The sequence below is a fragment of the Actinomadura meyerae genome (genome assembly GCF_900188445.1).
GTDB lineage: Bacteria > Actinomycetota > Actinomycetes > Streptosporangiales > Streptosporangiaceae > Spirillospora > Spirillospora meyerae.
In genome coordinates this window covers 75,044-89,988 of the sequence record NZ_FZOR01000017.1, presented here as the reverse complement: position 1 = coordinate 89,988, position 14,945 = coordinate 75,044, and the positions used below count along the sequence as shown (strand labels likewise).

The following is a 14,945-nucleotide window of genomic DNA, read 5'->3' as shown; positions in this document are numbered from 1 at the left end:
GTCGTGAACACGAGCACGACCCCCGCGATTCCCGCGCCCGCCCGAACACCTGCGGAAATCCTCCGCTGCACTGCGACCTCCAGTGGCCCCGCCGTCTACCACCAGCGACATTAGCGACAAAAGACGAGGATCATGCCACGACTTGGGGTTTTGGCGGGTGTCCGAGATCAAAGCGTTGCACGCGGGGGCCTCCGGCGCCGGGCGGCGTGCAGGTGGCGTCCAGCCGGCCCTCAGCCGAGGGCGCTGCCCTCGCGCCACTCGTCGAAGGACATCTGCCAGAAGCTCCAGCCGTTGTCGTACTCGACCGGGCGGTCGCTGCCGGTCAGCTTGATGACGTCGCCGCGCTGCATGATGTCGTAGAACCACTTGGCGTTGGCGGGGCTGACGTTCAGGCAGCCGTGGCTGACGTTCGCCGACCCCTGCGACCCGACCGACCAGGGCGCGGAGTGGACGTACTCGCCGCTGTTGGAGAAGCGGACCGCGTAGTTGACGACCGTCTTGTAGTAGCCGGGGTCGCCCTCCTTGCGGCCGGGCGAGATCATGGTGACGGGGTTGCCCTTCTCCATCAGCAGGTGGACGCCGCTGGTGGTGGTGAACTCCCGGGTCTGCCCGTTGCCGGCGCTGAACGGGATCGTGCGCAGCTTCTCGCCGTCCCGCGTCACGGTCATGCGGTGCTCGCCGATATCGCCGGTGGTGACCTGCTTGGGCCCGATGGTGATGGTGGCCTGGGAGTCCTCGGCGCCGTACACGCCGCCTCCCGCGTTCACCCCGGCCAGCGCGGCGTGGAAGCGGACGGTCTGGTGCGGCTGCCAGTAGGTCTTCGTCCGGTAGACGGCCTGGTCGGGCGCCAGCCACCGCCACGCGCCCTCGACGGGCTTCTCGGGGGTCACCCGCAGCGTCCGCTCGACGGCGGCCTTGTCGGTGACCGCGCGGTCGAACCGGACGATGATCGGCATGCCGACGCCGACCTTCTCCCCCTTGAGGTTCGGCGTGACGTCCGCGATGGACAGCGTCTTCGCCGGCTTCAGCGTGGTGAACGAACTGGTCACCGTGCGGGCCTTGCCGCCCTCGCCGGCCTTCGCGGTCACGGTGTAGGACGTGCCGGGCGTCAGGGTGCGGGTGGAGTGCCAGGTCTTGCGGCCCTTGCCGAACGCCCCGGTGATCGCGGCGCCCTCGCCCTGGACGGTGACGTCGCTCAGCCGGGTGCCGTCGGCCTTCACCTCGATGGTGCCGTCCGGCTTGACCTGGGCGGTGCCGTTGGCGGGGGTGATGGTCACGGCCGCGTCGGACCCGCCCGAGGCGAGCGCCCCCTCGCCGCCGATCGCGCAGCCGCTCACGAGCACCGCCACCGCGCCCGCGCCCCCGGCCAGCCCCAGGCGCGCCCGACCCTTGATCGCCACAGATCCCCCAAATGCTCTCTATTCACCACGTGCGCGGTGAATCCACCTGCATAAGGAGACGCCCCGAACCTTGCGAAGGTTCGGGGCGTGCGGCGGGGTTCGGCGCGCGCGGCGGGGGTTCCGCCGTTCAGGCGGCCGTTCCGGACGGGGCGGGCTCGCGGTTGATGCGCCGCACGAGGCGCCGGAAGCCCCACACCGAGACGGCGATGCCGATGGCGCCCAGCCCGGCGACGATGCCGGTGCGGATCCACAGGTACATGCTGATCGACTGGTTGAAGAGCATCCACAGGCTGACGCCGACGTTCGCCAGCAGGACCGCCGACCACAGCAGCGAGATCCGCAGGAAGAACCGGTGCACCCTGTCGTGCTTGTAGAAGGCGTCGGGGATCGGCGCCATGTCCTTGGCGAGCTTCATCGCGAGCGGCTTGCCGAGGGGCACCGAGGCCAGGAACGCCATGCTCACGCACAGCGTCCCGAGGGTCGGCTGCAAGAAGTAGATCACCGCGCTGTGGGTCGCGGCGGCCAGGCCCGCGCGGACGGTCACGCCGACCGCGGCCAGCAGCAGCATCCCCGACACCGGGTGGCCCCGCACGTAGCGGTAGATGATCCCGCCGTAGACCCAGGCCACGGCGGCGACCAGGGCGCCGTTCAGGCCGAGCAGCATGAGCGCGGCGTAGAACACCGCCACCGGCGCGATGACGCCCTCAACGAAGCGCGGAAGCGCGTGCATGAGCAGCGCGGTCACCCGCGGCAGCTCGAACACGTGGTGGCCGGGCTCGCCCGGCGCGATCGCCGTTCGTTTCATCGAGTACTGTGCTCCCCGGTCGGCGTGCATGGACTCGGATGTGCTCACGATTCGCCCTACCGTACGTGATGATCCGCACGTCCCTGTCCGTTTTCGAACGATCCGGTCCGCGCGGCTGGTTCCCTCCTTAGTTCGGCTGCCGTGGCCCCGAGGTGCGGGCCGCGGCCGGATGCGGTCAGGGTCGAACCGCCGCCCCCGTCTTGTTTCCGGGTTTCGGCGTCCCTCACCTCGCTACTCGGGCGGAGTGGGCTGGACGTCCCTGGCGGCGGCGTAAATCGCCCGCAGGGTCACCGCGACCGAGGGCCGGCGCACACTCGCCGTCCGGGTGACGGCGTAGACCTCGCGGGCGAGCGTGCACTCGGGGATCCGCCGGACCGCCACGCCCTGGTCCCCGGCGGCGAGCGCCAGCGCGGGCACCGCCGTGATGCCGATGCCCCGCGCCACCAGGCTGAGGATCGTGTGCAGGCCCTCGAACTCCCACGGCACCGGGCGGGCGCCGCCGACGGTGTCCAGCAGCCGCTCGACGGCCTGCCGGGACGGCTCGCCCGGCGGCGCGGCCATCCAGGGCTCCTCGCGGAGCCGCTCCAGGTCGACCGGGCGCTCCGGATCCGACATCGGGTGCGCCTCCGGCACGACCAGGACGAGCGGGTCCCGCCGCAGATGGAAGAACTCCAGCGCGGCGGGCGCCTGGTCGGGGACCTTGCCCGTCCAGTCGTCGATGAGGGCGATGTCGACCTCGCCGCTCTGCACCTGGCGGATGCCCGCGCCGGGCACGGTCTGCCGCAGCACGAACGTGAGCCCGGGGTGCTCGCCGAGGCTGCGCGCCAGCGCGGGCGCGAAGGCGACGGCGGCGGTCGGGAACGCGGTGACCACGATCCGCCCGGAGGGGGCGTCGGCCTGCGCCGACAGCTCCGCCTCGGCCGCCTCGACCATGCCGAGGATCTCCTCGGCGCGCTCGGCCAGCCGGCGCCCGGCGTCGGTCAGCTCGGCGCTGCGGGCCGTCCGGTCCAGCAGCGGGACGCGGGCCTCCCGCTCCAGCGCGGCCAGCTGCTGGGAGACCGCGGACGGGGTGTAGCCGAGGGCCGCCGCGGTCGCGGCGATGCTGCCGCGGCGGGCGAACTCGGCGAGCAGCCGCAGGCGGCGCAGTTCGAGCATCAGCTCAGCTTACGGTAACCATCGGCGAGACTCGCTTGTAATGATGCTTGCGGCGGGCAAGAGTGAGTCGAGCCCGGCCGGGCCGTACACACGGGGATCCAACGGTTGCCCACCGTCATTCACGCATGCCCTTTGGAGCGCTTGATGCCTGCCCAGAACCAGTCCGCACCCGTCCGGCCGCTGTCGTTCGCACCCCGCCCGGTCCCGCTCTCGGCGACGCTCGCGGTGAACGAGGCGATCGCCCGCAAGCGCAGGAAGGGCGAGCCGGTGCTCCCCCTCGGCTTCGGGGAGGCCGGGATACCGATACATCCCGCCCTGGTCCGCGAGCTGGAGTCCGCCGCGGACCGGGGCGCCTACGGCCCGGTCGCCGGGTCGGCGGCGCTGCGCGCCGCCGCGGCCGGCTACTGGGCCCGGCGGGGGCTGCCCACCGACCCGTCCGCGGTCGTCGCCGGGCCCGGCAGCAAGCCGCTGCTGTTCGCCCTGCTGACCTCGCTGGGCGGCGACGTCGTGGTGGCCGCGCCGAGCTGGGTGAGCTACGCCGCGCAGGCGTCGCTGGCCGGCGCCGAGCCGATCCGCGTGGCGACCCCGCCCGGCGAGGGCGGCGTGCCGAGCCCGGCGCTGCTGGCCGACGCCGTGGTGCGGGCCCGCGCGCGGGGCCGCGCCGTCCGCGCCGTCGTGGTGACGCTGCCCGACAACCCGACCGGGACGCTGGCGTCGGAGGAGACGGTCCGGCGGCTGTGCGCGGTGGCGCGCGAGCACGACCTGGTGATCGTCTCCGACGAGATCTACCGCGACCTGGTGCACGACCCCGCGCGGACGGTGCCGAGCCCCGCGCTGTACGCGCCCGAGCGGACCGTGGTGACGACCGCGCTCAGCAAGAGCCTCGCGGCGGGCGGCTGGCGCCTCGGCGTCGCGCGGCTGCCGGACGGGCCGTTCGGCCACGCGCTGCGCGACAGCCTGCTGGGCGTCGCGAGCGAGCTCTGGTCGAGCGCCCCCGCCCCCATGCAGCACGCCGCCGCCTACGCCTTCGCCGAGCCGCCCGAGCTGGTGGAGCACGTCGACCGCAGCCGGCGGCTGCACGCCGCGGTCGCGGGCGCGGTCGCCGACCGGTTCACCGCCGCGGGGGCGCTCGTGCGGCGCCCGGAGGCCGCCTTCTACGTCTACCCCGACTTCGGGCCGCTCCGGGACGTCCTGCGGGAGAACCACGGCATCCGCACGGCCGCCGACCTCACGCACCTGCTGCTGGACCGCTACGGGGTCGGCGTGCTGCCCGGCAGCTCGTTCGGCGACGCGCCCGCGGCGCTGCGCACGCGGGTGGCGCCGAGCCTGCTCTACGGGGACGACGACGAGCGGCGCCGCGCCGCGCTGGCCTCCCCGGCGCCCGCGTCCCTGCCGTGGATCGCGAGCGCCCTGGACCGGCTCGGCGAGGTGCTCGCGGATCTGGCCGTGAGCGTCACCGCCGGGGAGCCCGCTCTGACCTGACACGGCTCATGACACAGCCCGCCTGACACAGCTCGACCGACACTGCGGGGAAGGGGACCGCGGGCCGCCTCAAGGGCGGTCCGCGGTCCGCCGCGTGAGGGGCCGGAAACGGACCGTCACCGCGCGATATGCGCGTCCGGGAACGGCCGCGCAAAGCTTCCCCGCCCGGCCCGACCGGCACGGATAAGGGTGGTGTAAGGTCCAACGACGCACGGGGCGAACGTCACTAATCGACCAGCGGCGGGGCGATCAGACGCCCGGCCGGCCTCGCCCGTGGTAAACCCAGGACGAGCGCGAAGTCACGTACGTGATGAAAGAAGGCGAGGGGGCCCGTCATGAGGCATGCACGGGACGGGGCTGCCGCGGCGATGAGCGCCGCCTCCAGGATTCTGGTCGCGCGGGGCAAGAACGAGCCGCAGGAGATGGAGAACCCCGACGTCGCGTGGGGCCAGCGGGCCCGTGACGGGGTCTGGGTGCCGACCAGGGACGGCCAGCGCATCCACCTCGGCATCGACGCGACGGCCGCCGACACGGTCGCGCAGGTGCTGCGGCCCAGCCTGCGGGTGTTCATCGGCGTGGACGTCGACACCGACATCGTCGCGCAGACCACCGCCGGCGGTGTGCGGCTGCTCACCGTGATCCACGGCCCCGACGCGCCCTCGGAGTTCCGGTTCACCGTCTCCCTGGCCGACGGGCTGGCCCTGGAGTCGATGCCGTCCGGCGGCTACGACGTCGTCCACCTGCGCTACGGCGCCACCGTGGGCCGCCTCTACAACCCCTGGGCCAGCGACTCGATGTTCCGCCAGGTCAAGGCCGACTACACGCTCGAGGGCACGGCCGTGACGATGCGCGTCCAGCACACCGACGCCTACTACCCGGTCGTCGCCGACCCGCACTACGAGCGCTGACCTCCGGCCCCCGCCGGCGGTGCGGGGGGCACGGGCGGCCGATCACGGATAGCCGGTCGAGGGTGGGCGGTCAGGGGCGCGGCCGGGACGTCGGGTCCTCGAAGTCGAGCTCCCGGCCGATCTCGCGGAGCGTCCCCGCGCCGATCCGGCCGTCGCGGTACAGGGCGCGCAGCTTGCGGCGCTGCGCCCGGACCAGCTCGCCGCGCACCCGCCGCCCGGCGGGCGGGCCCTCGCCTCCCTCCCCTCCCCCGGCGCCCGCCTCCCCGTCCCGGCGGTCCAGGAGGTAGTGGACGCGCTCCAGCCGCAGTTCGAGCATCTGCCGGAACGCCTCCGCGGTCTGCTCGTCCACCGCGTCGTCCTCGGCCAGCTCCGCGAGCCGGGCCAGCGCCGCCTCCAGCCCGGCCTTGCGGGCGAGCATCGCCTCTTCCCGCCGGCGGTCCGGCTGCACCAGGCCGAGGCGGCGCAGCAGGACCGGCAGCAGCGGCGCCTGCCCGACCAGCGTGACGAGGACCACCAGGGCGGCGACGAGCACCAGCGGCCCGCGCTCGTCCCCCATCGCGGCGGGCAGCGACAGCGCGATCGCCAGCGAGATGGCGCCGCGCATGCCGGCGAGGCCGATGACGAGCCGCTCGCGCACGCCGAGGCCCGCCTGGCTGCGCGGCCCGCCGGGCAGCAGCCGGGCGAGCGGGCCGTTGCCGAGCTGCCACAGCACCCGCACCCCGATGACGACGGCGGAGACGGCGAGCGTCGCCGCCGCCACCATGCCCCAGGTCCAGCCGCCGGGCCCGCGGACGATCTCGCGGATCTCCAGGCCGAGCAGCACGAACAGCGCCGACTCCAGCAGGAACGTCAGGATGCGCCAGAACGTCGTGCCGACCATCCGCGACCCCGGCTGCAGGACGCCGTCCCCGCGGGTGCCGATGTAGAACCCCGCGGTGACGGTGGCGAGCACCCCGGAGACGCCGGCGTGGTCGGCGGGGATGAACGCGATGTAGGGGGTGACGAGCGACACGATGATCTGGCTGACCGGGTCGCTGATCCAGCGGCGCACCCAGCGGACGGCGAAGCCCACGCCGAACCCGTAGGCCACGCCGCCGAGGACGATCTGGATCACCCGCGCCAGGCCGTGCCCGGCGGTGAAGCCGCCGTCCAGGGCCTCCACCGCGAGCATGAAGATCGTGAGCGCGGCGCCGTCGTTGATCAGGCTCTCGCCCTCCAGGATCGTGACCATCCGGGGCGGGGCGCCGAGCCGCTGCAGCACCGCGGTCGCGGCCACCGGGTCGGTCGGCGAGACGGCCGCGCCGAACGCCAGCGCGACGGCCCAGCCGGCGCCCGGCACGAGCGCCTGGACGGTCGCGGCCACCGCGACCGTCGTGACGGTGGTGAGCCCGAACGCCAGCGTGAAGATCGGCACGGCGTCGGCGCGGGCCTCGCGCGGCGCGGTGAAGAAGGCCGTGTGGTACAGCAGCGGCGGCAGGAACCCGAGCAGGACGAGTTCGGGCGGGACGACCACGCCGGGCAGCGCGGGCACGAACCCGGCGGCCAGGCCGAGCAGCACCAGCAGGATCGCGTCGGGCAGCCGCAGGCGCTCCGACAGCGCGCGGGCGAGGAGCACCACGACCGCGACGGCCAGGAAGACGATGAAGAGCCGGTCCTCAGCCACGGTCCTGATCTTTCACCGGATCGCGGCCGGCTACGCCTGCGGCGGCGCCGCCGGGTGGAACGTTCCGGCCGGATCGGGCCACCGGGCGCGCCCGCCCGGTGGGCCGGGGCGGCCCCCTGCGGCCGCCTTCGTCGTCATAAGGTGGGGGCCACGGGCCGCGTTCCGGCCCCGGCGAGGGCGCCGGGAGCACGACCGCCCCGGTCCCCCGAGACTGGAGTCATCGTGATCTTCACTCATGACACCGAGCACGCACTCGCCGTCGTCGTCGACCTGATCAACACCGGTGCGGCCACGTCCGGCGCCGAGGAGCTCGGCGGGCTGGCCGGCCTGCGCGCGTTCGTCGACCGCAACTCCTTCAGCGACGTCGACGAGCTGACCGAGGCCGACCTGGTCCGCGTCCTGGACCTGCGCGCGCGGTTCCACGAGGTGTTCCGCGCCGACGGCGTCCCGGCGGCGGTCCGGCTGATCAACGAGATCGTCGGCGAGGTCCGCACCACCCCGCACCTGACCGATCACGACGGCTACGACTGGCACGTGCACTTCTTCGCCCCCGGCGCGCCGCTCGGCGAGCACCTGGCCGCCGACTGCGGCATGGCGCTGGCGTACGTCGTGGCGGCGGGCGAGCTGGACCGGCTGCGCACCTGCGAGGCGCCGGACTGCTCGCGCGTGCTGGTCGACCTGTCCCGCAACCGCTGCCGCCGCTACTGCGACAGCCGCACGTGCGGCAACCGCATGCACGTGGCGGCCTACCGGGCCCGCCAGCGCGAAGCGGCGCACTGAGCGGCGCCCGGAGCGGCGCACTGAGCGGCTCCCGGAGTGCAGCGGAGGGCGCTGATCGGTGCGCTCCGGGGGGTGTGGGGGGTCGTCCCCCCACGGGGAAACACAGCGGCGCACTGAGCGGCGCCCGGAGCGACCAGATCGGCTAGGCCGGCGGGTCCTGTAGGGCGGCGACGGCGGTCAGGGCGCGGCGGGCGGCGGGGACGTCGTGGACGCGGAAGACGCGGGCGCCGAGCAGCGCGGACACGCCGAGCACGGCCATGGTCCCGACGCCGCGCCGGTCGACGGGGCGGCCGAGCGTCTCGCCGATGAAGTCCTTGTTGGACACCGCGACCAGCACCGGCCATCCGGTGGCGGTGAGCTCGCCGAGCCGCCGGGTGATCTCCAGTGACTGGCGGGTGTTCTTGCCGAAGTCGTGGGCGGGGTCGATGAGGATCGCGTCGCGCCGCACGCCGAGCGCGGCGGCGCGCTCGGCCTCGGCGGTCACGTGCGCGACGACGTCGGCCACGACGTCGTCGTAGCCGACCCGGTGCGGGCGGGTGCGGGGCTCCAGGCCGCCGGCGTGCGCGCAGACCAGGCCGATGCCGTGCGCGGCGGCGACCTCGGCCAGCCGCGGGTCGGGCCCGCCCCAGGTGTCGTTGAGCAGGTCGGCGCCGGCGCGGGCGACCGCCTCGCCGACCTCGGCGCGCCAGGTGTCGACGCTGATCACGACGCGGGGGTGCCGGTCGCGGACGGCGGCGACGAGGTCGACCACGCGGCGCAGCTCCTCGGCGACGCCGACGTCCTCGCCGGGCCCGGCCTTCACGCCGCCGATGTCGACGATGTCGGCGCCCTCGGCGACGGCCCGGTCGACGGCCTCCAGCGCCGCGCCGAAGCCGTAGGTGGCGCCCCGGTCGAAGAACGAGTCGGGCGTGCGGTTCACCACCGCCATGATCGCGCGGGGTCCGACCTCGCGCCCGTTCAGCCGCAGCGGCGGCGCGTCCGGAGAGCTCATGATGGATCTCACCGTGGCATACGGGCGGCCCGGCGGGCGAACCAGAAGTGAATTCGGTTCAAACGGTGCCCTCCCTCGTCATCGCCCCGCCGTGGTCGGTAATCTCATAAATCACGCTCGTTACGGGTTCCGCCCGTGGTGGGCCCACGTCGGACCTATTTCAGCCATGGAGGATCCGCTGTCCAGGCGAGCACTCATCACCGGCATCACCGGACAGGACGGCTCGTATCTGGCCGAGCATCTGCTTGAGCTGGGATACGAGGTCTGGGGCCTGGTGCGGGGGCAGGCGAACCCCCATGTGTCGCGGCTGCGCAAGCACATCGGCGACGTGCAGATCACCACCGGCGACCTGCTGGATCAGGGCAGCCTGATCTCGGCGGTGGAGCGGGTGCAGCCCGACGAGGTGTACAACCTGGGCGCGATCTCCTACGTGCCGATGTCGTGGCAGCAGGCCGAGCTCACCGCCGAGGTCACCGGGATGGGCGTGCTGCGCATGCTGGAGGCCATCCGGGTGGTGTCGGGCATCAGCCCGTCCCGCACGCCGGGCGGCGAGCAGATCCGCTTCTACCAGGCCTCGTCCTCGGAGATGTTCGGGATGGTGCGGGAGACGCCGCAGAACGAGCGGACCCCGTTCCACCCGCGCAGCCCCTACGGCGTCGCGAAGAGCTACGGGCACTACATCACCCAGAACTACCGCGAGTCCTACGGGATGTTCGCGGTCAGCGGCATCCTGTTCAACCACGAGTCGCCGCGCCGCGGCGCCGAGTTCGTCACGCGGAAGGTCTCGCTGGGCGCGGCGCGCATCAAGCTGGGGCTGGCCGAGGAGCTGCGCCTCGGCAACCTGGACGCGCGGCGCGACTGGGGCTACGCGGGCGACTACGCCCGCGCGATGCGGCTGATGCTCGCGCAGGACGCCCCGGAGGACTTCGTCATCGGAACGGGCCAGACCCAGTCGGTGCGGGAGCTGGTGGAGTTCGCGTTCGCCACGGCGGGCCTGAACTGGGAGGACCACGTCGTCCTGGACGCCAAGTACACCCGTCCCGCCGAGGTGGACCTGCTGTGCGCGGACCCGAAGAAGGCCCGCGAGCAGCTCGGCTGGGAGCCGGAGGTCACGTTCGAGGGCCTGGTGACGATGATGGTCGAGTCGGACCTGCGGCTGCTGTCGCGGTCGGCGCGGCCGGAGGACGAGCCGTTCAGCCCCGACCACTGGTGAGCACCCGCCCCCTGGTGAGCACCCGCCCGCCGGTGAGCACCCGGCCGCCGGTGAGCATCTGACGCACGCGTGGCACGATGCAGGTATGGCCACTTGTGAGCATGTGCAGACCCTTCCGGCGGAGGATCCGGCGCCGAACACCCCGCAGGGGTGCCAGGAGTGCCTGGAGGAGGGCACGCGCTGGGTGCATCTCCGGTTGTGCCTCGCCTGCGGGCACGTGGGCTGCTGCGACTCCTCCCCGATGCGGCACGCGACCGGGCACTTCCACAAGGAGGGGCATCCGATCGCCCGGTCGTTCGAGCCGGGCGAGGACTGGCGCTGGTGCTTCGCCGATGAACTGATCGTCTGATGCCGGACGTCCCGCTGCGCAGCGGGCCGGGCCGGTGGATCCTGCTGGCGACCGTGCTGGGGTCGGGCATCGCGCTGCTGGACTCCACGGTCGTGAACGTGGCGCTGCCCGCGCTGGCGCGCGGCCTGCACGCCGACGTCGCCGGGCTGCAGTGGACGGTGAACGCCTACACGCTGACCCTCGCGGGCTTCATCCTGCTCGGCGGGTCGCTGGGCGACCGGTTCGGGCGGCGCCGGGTGTTCCTCATCGGCGTGGTGTGGTTCGCGGTCGCCTCCGTGCTGTGCGGGCTGGCGCCGAACATCGAGGCGCTGATCCTGTCGCGGGCGCTGCAGGGCGTCGGCGGGGCGCTGCTCACTCCGGGCTCGCTGGCGCTCATCCAGGCGTCGTTCGCGGCCGACGACCGGCCCCGCGCGGTCGGCGCCTGGTCGGGGCTCGGCGGCGTCGCGAGCGCGATCGGGCCGTTCGCGGGCGGCTGGCTGGTCGAGGCGGCCGGGTGGCGGTGGGTGTTCCTGCTGAACGTGCCGCTGGCCGCCGTGGTGGTGCTGGTGGCGCTGCGGCACGTCCCCGAGAGCGTCGACCCGGAGGCGCACGGGCGCTTCGACGTGCTCGGCGCCGTGCTGGCGGCGCTCGCGCTGGCCGGGACGACCTACGCGCTCACCGAGGCGCCGGGCGGGAACGCCCCGCCGCCGGTGATCGGCACCGCGGCGGTCCTCGGCCTGGCGGCGGCCGCCGCGTTCGTGCTGGTCGAGCGGATGCGCGGCCGGGGGCGGCGCCTGCCGGGCGCGCGCCGGGGACGGGCGGCGCCGCAGCCGATGCTGCCGCTCGGCGTGTTCTCCTCGCGGGAGTTCTCCGCCGTCAACGTCGTCACGTTCCTGATGTACGGCGGGATGGGCGTGCTGTTCTTCCTGGTCGTCGTGAACCTCCAGGTCGTGTCGGGGTTCTCGCCGATCGCGGCGGGCACGGCGCTGCTGCCGGTGACGCTGCTGATGCTGCTGCTGTCGGCGCGGGCGGGCGCGCTCGCCCAGAAGGTCGGCCCGCGGCTGCCGATGACCGCGGGGCTGGTGGTCGCCGCGCTCGGGACGCTGCTGGTCGGGCGGCTCGGCGAGGACGCCTCCTACGTCCGGAACGTGCTGCCCGCCGTGCTGGTGTTCGGGCTGGGGCTGTCGGCGGTGGTGGCGCCGCTCACCGCCACCGTCCTCGCGACCGCCGACGTCCGGCACGCGGGCGTGGCGAGCGGCGTGAACAACGCGGTGGCGCGCGCCGCCGGGCTGCTGACGGTCGCGGCGATCCCGCCGCTGGCCGGGCTGACCGGCGACGCCTTCGACGACCCGGGCGACTTCTCCCACGGGTACGGGATCGCGATGGCGGCGAGCGCCGCGCTGCTGGCCGCCGGAGCGGTGCTGACATTCCTCACCATCCGCGGCGACGTGCTGCGCACCCCGTCCGGGGCGGCGGTGGAGCCGGCGTGCCGGAGCCACTGCGCGGTCGGCGCGCCGCCGTTGCAGCCGGAGCCGGACACCGTCCCGTCCACCGGGGGCGCCGGCGGCGCCCCGCCGGGCCCGCGGAGCGGCTGAACGGCGCACAGGGCGGCGGCCGGGGCGATTCCCCGGCCGATTCCGGCATGTCCGGGACCGGAGCTGTTCGTTGGCATACGGTCGGCACATGAATCTGCGGCAGCTGCGCTATGTCGTGGCGACCGCCGACCACGGCACGATGACGTCGGCGGCCCAGGCTCTCTACGTGGCCCAGCCCGCGCTGTCGCGGGCGGTCCGCGAACTGGAACGCGAGCTCGGCGTGGAGCTGTTCGCCCGCTCCGGCCGCGGCGTGGTCCTCACCCCCGAGGGCGAGCAGGTCGTCCACCAGGCCCGCATCGCGCTCGGCGCCGTCGAGGCGATCGAGGGGCTGTCGGTCGCCCGGGGCAACGGGCGCGGCGCGGAGCTGCGCATCGCGGTCACCGCGTCGCTGGAACCGGAGCTGACCGGCCGGCTGGTGCCCGCCTTCGCCCGCCGCCAGGCCGCCGTCCGGGTCCGGGTGGTGCGCTGCGCCGACCGCGACGCGGTCGCCGGGGCGCTGCGCGCGGGACGCGCCGACCTCGGGCTCACCGACCTGCCCGTCCCCGGCGACCTGTCCGCGCACCCGTTCGAGCAGCGCGAGGTGGTGCTGGTCTCGCCGCTCGCGCTGCGGGTCCGCGAGCCGGTGCCGCCGGCCGCGCTGGACGGCATGCGGCTCGTCCTGCCCGCCCCCGGCGGCCCCCGCCGCGCGGAGATCGACGCGGTGCTGCGCCGGGTCGGCGCGACCCCGGTCGCCGCGGTCGAGTCCGACGAGCGGGGCGCGTGGCTCGGCTGGGTCCGCGCCGGGATGGGCTCGCTGCTCTGGTACCGCAACCAGCTCGAGGACACCGAGGGGGTGGCGGTCCGCTCGTTCATGCCGCCGATCACCCGCATGATCGGGCTCGTCCACGCGCACCGGCGGCTGCCGCCGGCCGCCCGCGACTTCCTGGCCTTCGCCAAGGACGCGGGCCGCGACGCCCACCGCTGACCGGTGCCCGGCGGGACCCGCCGGAGCCCCGGCGGTGCGGGACCGCCGGACATGCCATGATCTGGCGGGTGGAGACGACGCACGCACTCTGGCTGCTGGCCGTTCCGGTCGGCGCCCTGATGGTGGCCGCCGGGGCGCGGCGCACCGGGCTGCCCGCCCCGCTGATCCTGGTGATCGCGGGACTGGGCGTCTCGTTCGTTCCCGGGGTCCCCGAGTTCGAGCTCGACCCGGAGTTCGTGCTGTACGTGTTCCTGCCGCCGCTGCTGTTCTCGGCGGCCTGGCAGAGCTCCTTCAGCAACCTGCGCGACAACGTCTGGTCGATCGGGCTGCTGTCGGTGGGCCTGGTGCTGTTCACCGTGTTCGCCGTGGGCTACGCGGCGCACCTGCTCATCCCGGGGCTGCCGCTGACGGCGGCGTTCGTGCTCGGCGCGATCGTGGCGCCGCCGGACGCGGTCGCGGCGGTGAGCGTCGCGCAGCGCCTCGGCCTGCCCCGCCGGACGACGACGGTGCTGGTCGGGGAGAGCCTGTTCAACGACGCGACGGCGCTGACGGCGTTCCGGGTGGCGCTGATCGCCGCGACGGGCGCCGGGTTCACGCTGATGGAGGGCATCGGCCGGTTCCTGTTCGCCGCGGCCGTGGGCGCGGCGGTCGGGCTGCTGCTCGGCCCGCCGCTGCACTGGCTGCGGACCCGGCTGGACGACCCGCTGGTGGAGAACGGCATCGTGCTCGTGGCGCCGTTCGCCGCCTACCTGCTGGCCGAGACCGCGCACGCCTCGGGGGTGATCGCGGTGGTGGTCAGCGGCCTGTACCTCGGCCACCGGGCCACCGAGTCGGCGGCGGTGACCCGGCTGATCGGGCACTCGTTCTGGAAGATCATGGTCTTCCTGCTGGAGTCGGTGGTCTTCCTGCTCATCGGGCTGCAGTTGCCGCCCATCCTGAACGAGCTGTCGGAGCGGAGCTGGCAGCAGCTGACCTGGTGGGCTGTCGCGGTGTTCGCGGTCACCGTGGCGGCGCGCTTCGCGTGGGTGTTCCCGGCGTCCCGGATCCCCCGGCTGCTGTCGCGGCGGGAGCGCGAGAGCGAGGACCTGGGCTGGCGCGGCCTGACGGTGGTGTCGTGGGCGGGGATGCGCGGGGTGGTGTCGCTCGCGGCGGCGTTCGCGATCCCGTTCACCGCGGGCGGCGAACCGTTCCCCGGCCGCGACCTGATCCTGTTCCTGACGTTCACGACCGTCCTCGGGACGCTGCTGGTGCAGGGGCTGACGTTCCCCGCGCTGATCCGGCTGCTCGGCATCGGCGGCGACCGCGAGCGCTACACGGACACCGTCGCGGAGGCGGGGGCGCAGCACGCGGCGGCGCGGGCGTCGCTGGAGCGGCTGGAGGAGCTGAACGCGGCGGAGGATCTGGACGCGGCGGTGGTGGAGCGGCTCCGGCAGATCGCCGAGCACCGGCAGATGGGGGCCTGGGAGCGGCTCGGCGGCGGGACGGGCCCGGCGGGCGAGGAGCTGCCGACGGCGACGTTCCGGCGGCTGCGGCGGGAGATGCTGGCGGCCGAGCGGGAGGTGTTCGTCCGGATGCGGGACGAGCGGCGCATCGACGACGCGGTGCTGACCCGCGTCATGCACGAGCTCGACCTGGAGGAGGTCGCGCTCGAGCGCGGCTGA

General features: G+C 74.3%; 13 protein-coding genes. 8 read left to right on the top strand and 5 right to left on the bottom strand.

Annotated features, from left to right (window positions below; genetic code table 11):
* Nucleotides 1–230: 230 nt before the first annotated feature.
* The 3 genes from CHF16_RS18965 to CHF16_RS18955 all read right to left on the bottom strand — a co-directional run bounded on the left by CHF16_RS18965 (nucleotide 231) and on the right by CHF16_RS18955 (nucleotide 3,360).
* Nucleotides 231–1,400 carry a L,D-transpeptidase gene (locus CHF16_RS18965; RefSeq protein ID WP_089327403.1) on the bottom strand — a complete coding sequence of 390 codons (1,170 nt, stop codon included), beginning with the start codon at nucleotides 1,398–1,400 and terminating at the stop codon, nucleotides 231–233.
* Between the two features lie 127 nt (nucleotides 1,401–1,527).
* A complete protein-coding gene (locus tag CHF16_RS18960) occupies nucleotides 1,528–2,253 on the bottom strand; it encodes a VC0807 family protein (protein WP_245868792.1) in 726 nt (241 codons plus the stop codon).
* Nucleotides 2,254–2,436: 183 nt separating this feature from the next.
* The gene (locus tag CHF16_RS18955) at nucleotides 2,437–3,360 is read right to left on the bottom strand and encodes a LysR family transcriptional regulator (RefSeq protein WP_089327402.1); all 924 of its coding nucleotides are present in this window, start codon (nucleotides 3,358–3,360) and stop codon (nucleotides 2,437–2,439) included.
* 144 nt (nucleotides 3,361–3,504) lie between these two features.
* Here CHF16_RS18955 and CHF16_RS18950 point away from each other — a divergent pair, with 144 nt between their 5' ends.
* Together CHF16_RS18950 and CHF16_RS18945 are read left to right on the top strand one after the other, a co-directional pair.
* Nucleotides 3,505–4,842, top strand: a complete 1,338-nt coding sequence (locus CHF16_RS18950; RefSeq protein WP_089327401.1) for a pyridoxal phosphate-dependent aminotransferase — start codon at nucleotides 3,505–3,507, stop codon at nucleotides 4,840–4,842.
* Nucleotides 4,843–5,177: 335 nt separating this feature from the next.
* Nucleotides 5,178–5,750: a hypothetical protein gene (locus CHF16_RS18945; protein WP_089327400.1), complete on the top strand. Its 573-nt coding sequence runs from the start codon at nucleotides 5,178–5,180 to the stop codon at nucleotides 5,748–5,750.
* 70 nt (nucleotides 5,751–5,820) lie between these two features.
* Here the strand turns inward: CHF16_RS18945 and CHF16_RS18940 are convergent, their stop codons facing one another.
* Nucleotides 5,821–7,413, bottom strand: a complete 1,593-nt coding sequence (locus CHF16_RS18940) for a Na+/H+ antiporter (RefSeq protein ID WP_179271591.1) — start codon at nucleotides 7,411–7,413, stop codon at nucleotides 5,821–5,823.
* Nucleotides 7,414–7,635: 222 nt separating this feature from the next.
* Between CHF16_RS18940 and CHF16_RS18935 the strand changes: the two genes are divergently transcribed.
* Nucleotides 7,636–8,193, top strand: a complete 558-nt coding sequence (locus tag CHF16_RS18935; protein WP_089327398.1) for a CGNR zinc finger domain-containing protein — start codon at nucleotides 7,636–7,638, stop codon at nucleotides 8,191–8,193.
* A 142-nt stretch (nucleotides 8,194–8,335) separates the two neighbouring features.
* Here CHF16_RS18935 and folP read toward each other — a convergent pair whose 3' ends face one another.
* On the bottom strand, nucleotides 8,336–9,184 hold the full coding sequence (gene folP / locus CHF16_RS18930; protein WP_089327397.1) for a dihydropteroate synthase: 849 nt from the start codon (nucleotides 9,182–9,184) through the stop codon (nucleotides 8,336–8,338).
* Nucleotides 9,185–9,362: 178 nt separating this feature from the next.
* Between folP and CHF16_RS18925 the strand changes: the two genes are divergently transcribed.
* The 5 genes from CHF16_RS18925 to CHF16_RS18905 all read left to right on the top strand — a co-directional run bounded on the left by CHF16_RS18925 (nucleotide 9,363) and on the right by CHF16_RS18905 (nucleotide 14,945).
* A complete protein-coding gene (locus CHF16_RS18925; protein WP_089327458.1) occupies nucleotides 9,363–10,397 on the top strand; it encodes a GDP-mannose 4,6-dehydratase in 1,035 nt (344 codons plus the stop codon).
* 85 nt (nucleotides 10,398–10,482) lie between these two features.
* Nucleotides 10,483–10,746: a ubiquitin carboxyl-terminal hydrolase 14 gene (locus CHF16_RS18920; RefSeq protein ID WP_089327396.1), complete on the top strand. Its 264-nt coding sequence runs from the start codon at nucleotides 10,483–10,485 to the stop codon at nucleotides 10,744–10,746.
* Nucleotides 10,746–12,320: an MFS transporter gene (locus CHF16_RS18915; RefSeq protein ID WP_089327395.1), complete on the top strand. Its 1,575-nt coding sequence runs from the start codon at nucleotides 10,746–10,748 to the stop codon at nucleotides 12,318–12,320. The genes CHF16_RS18920 and CHF16_RS18915 overlap by 1 nt, the downstream gene beginning before the upstream one ends.
* An 88-nt stretch (nucleotides 12,321–12,408) precedes the next feature.
* Complete coding sequence (locus tag CHF16_RS18910) at nucleotides 12,409–13,284, top strand: LysR family transcriptional regulator (RefSeq protein WP_089327394.1); 876 nt, start codon at nucleotides 12,409–12,411, stop codon at nucleotides 13,282–13,284.
* 68 nt (nucleotides 13,285–13,352) lie between these two features.
* A complete protein-coding gene (locus CHF16_RS18905; protein WP_245868789.1) occupies nucleotides 13,353–14,945 on the top strand; it encodes a Na+/H+ antiporter in 1,593 nt (530 codons plus the stop codon).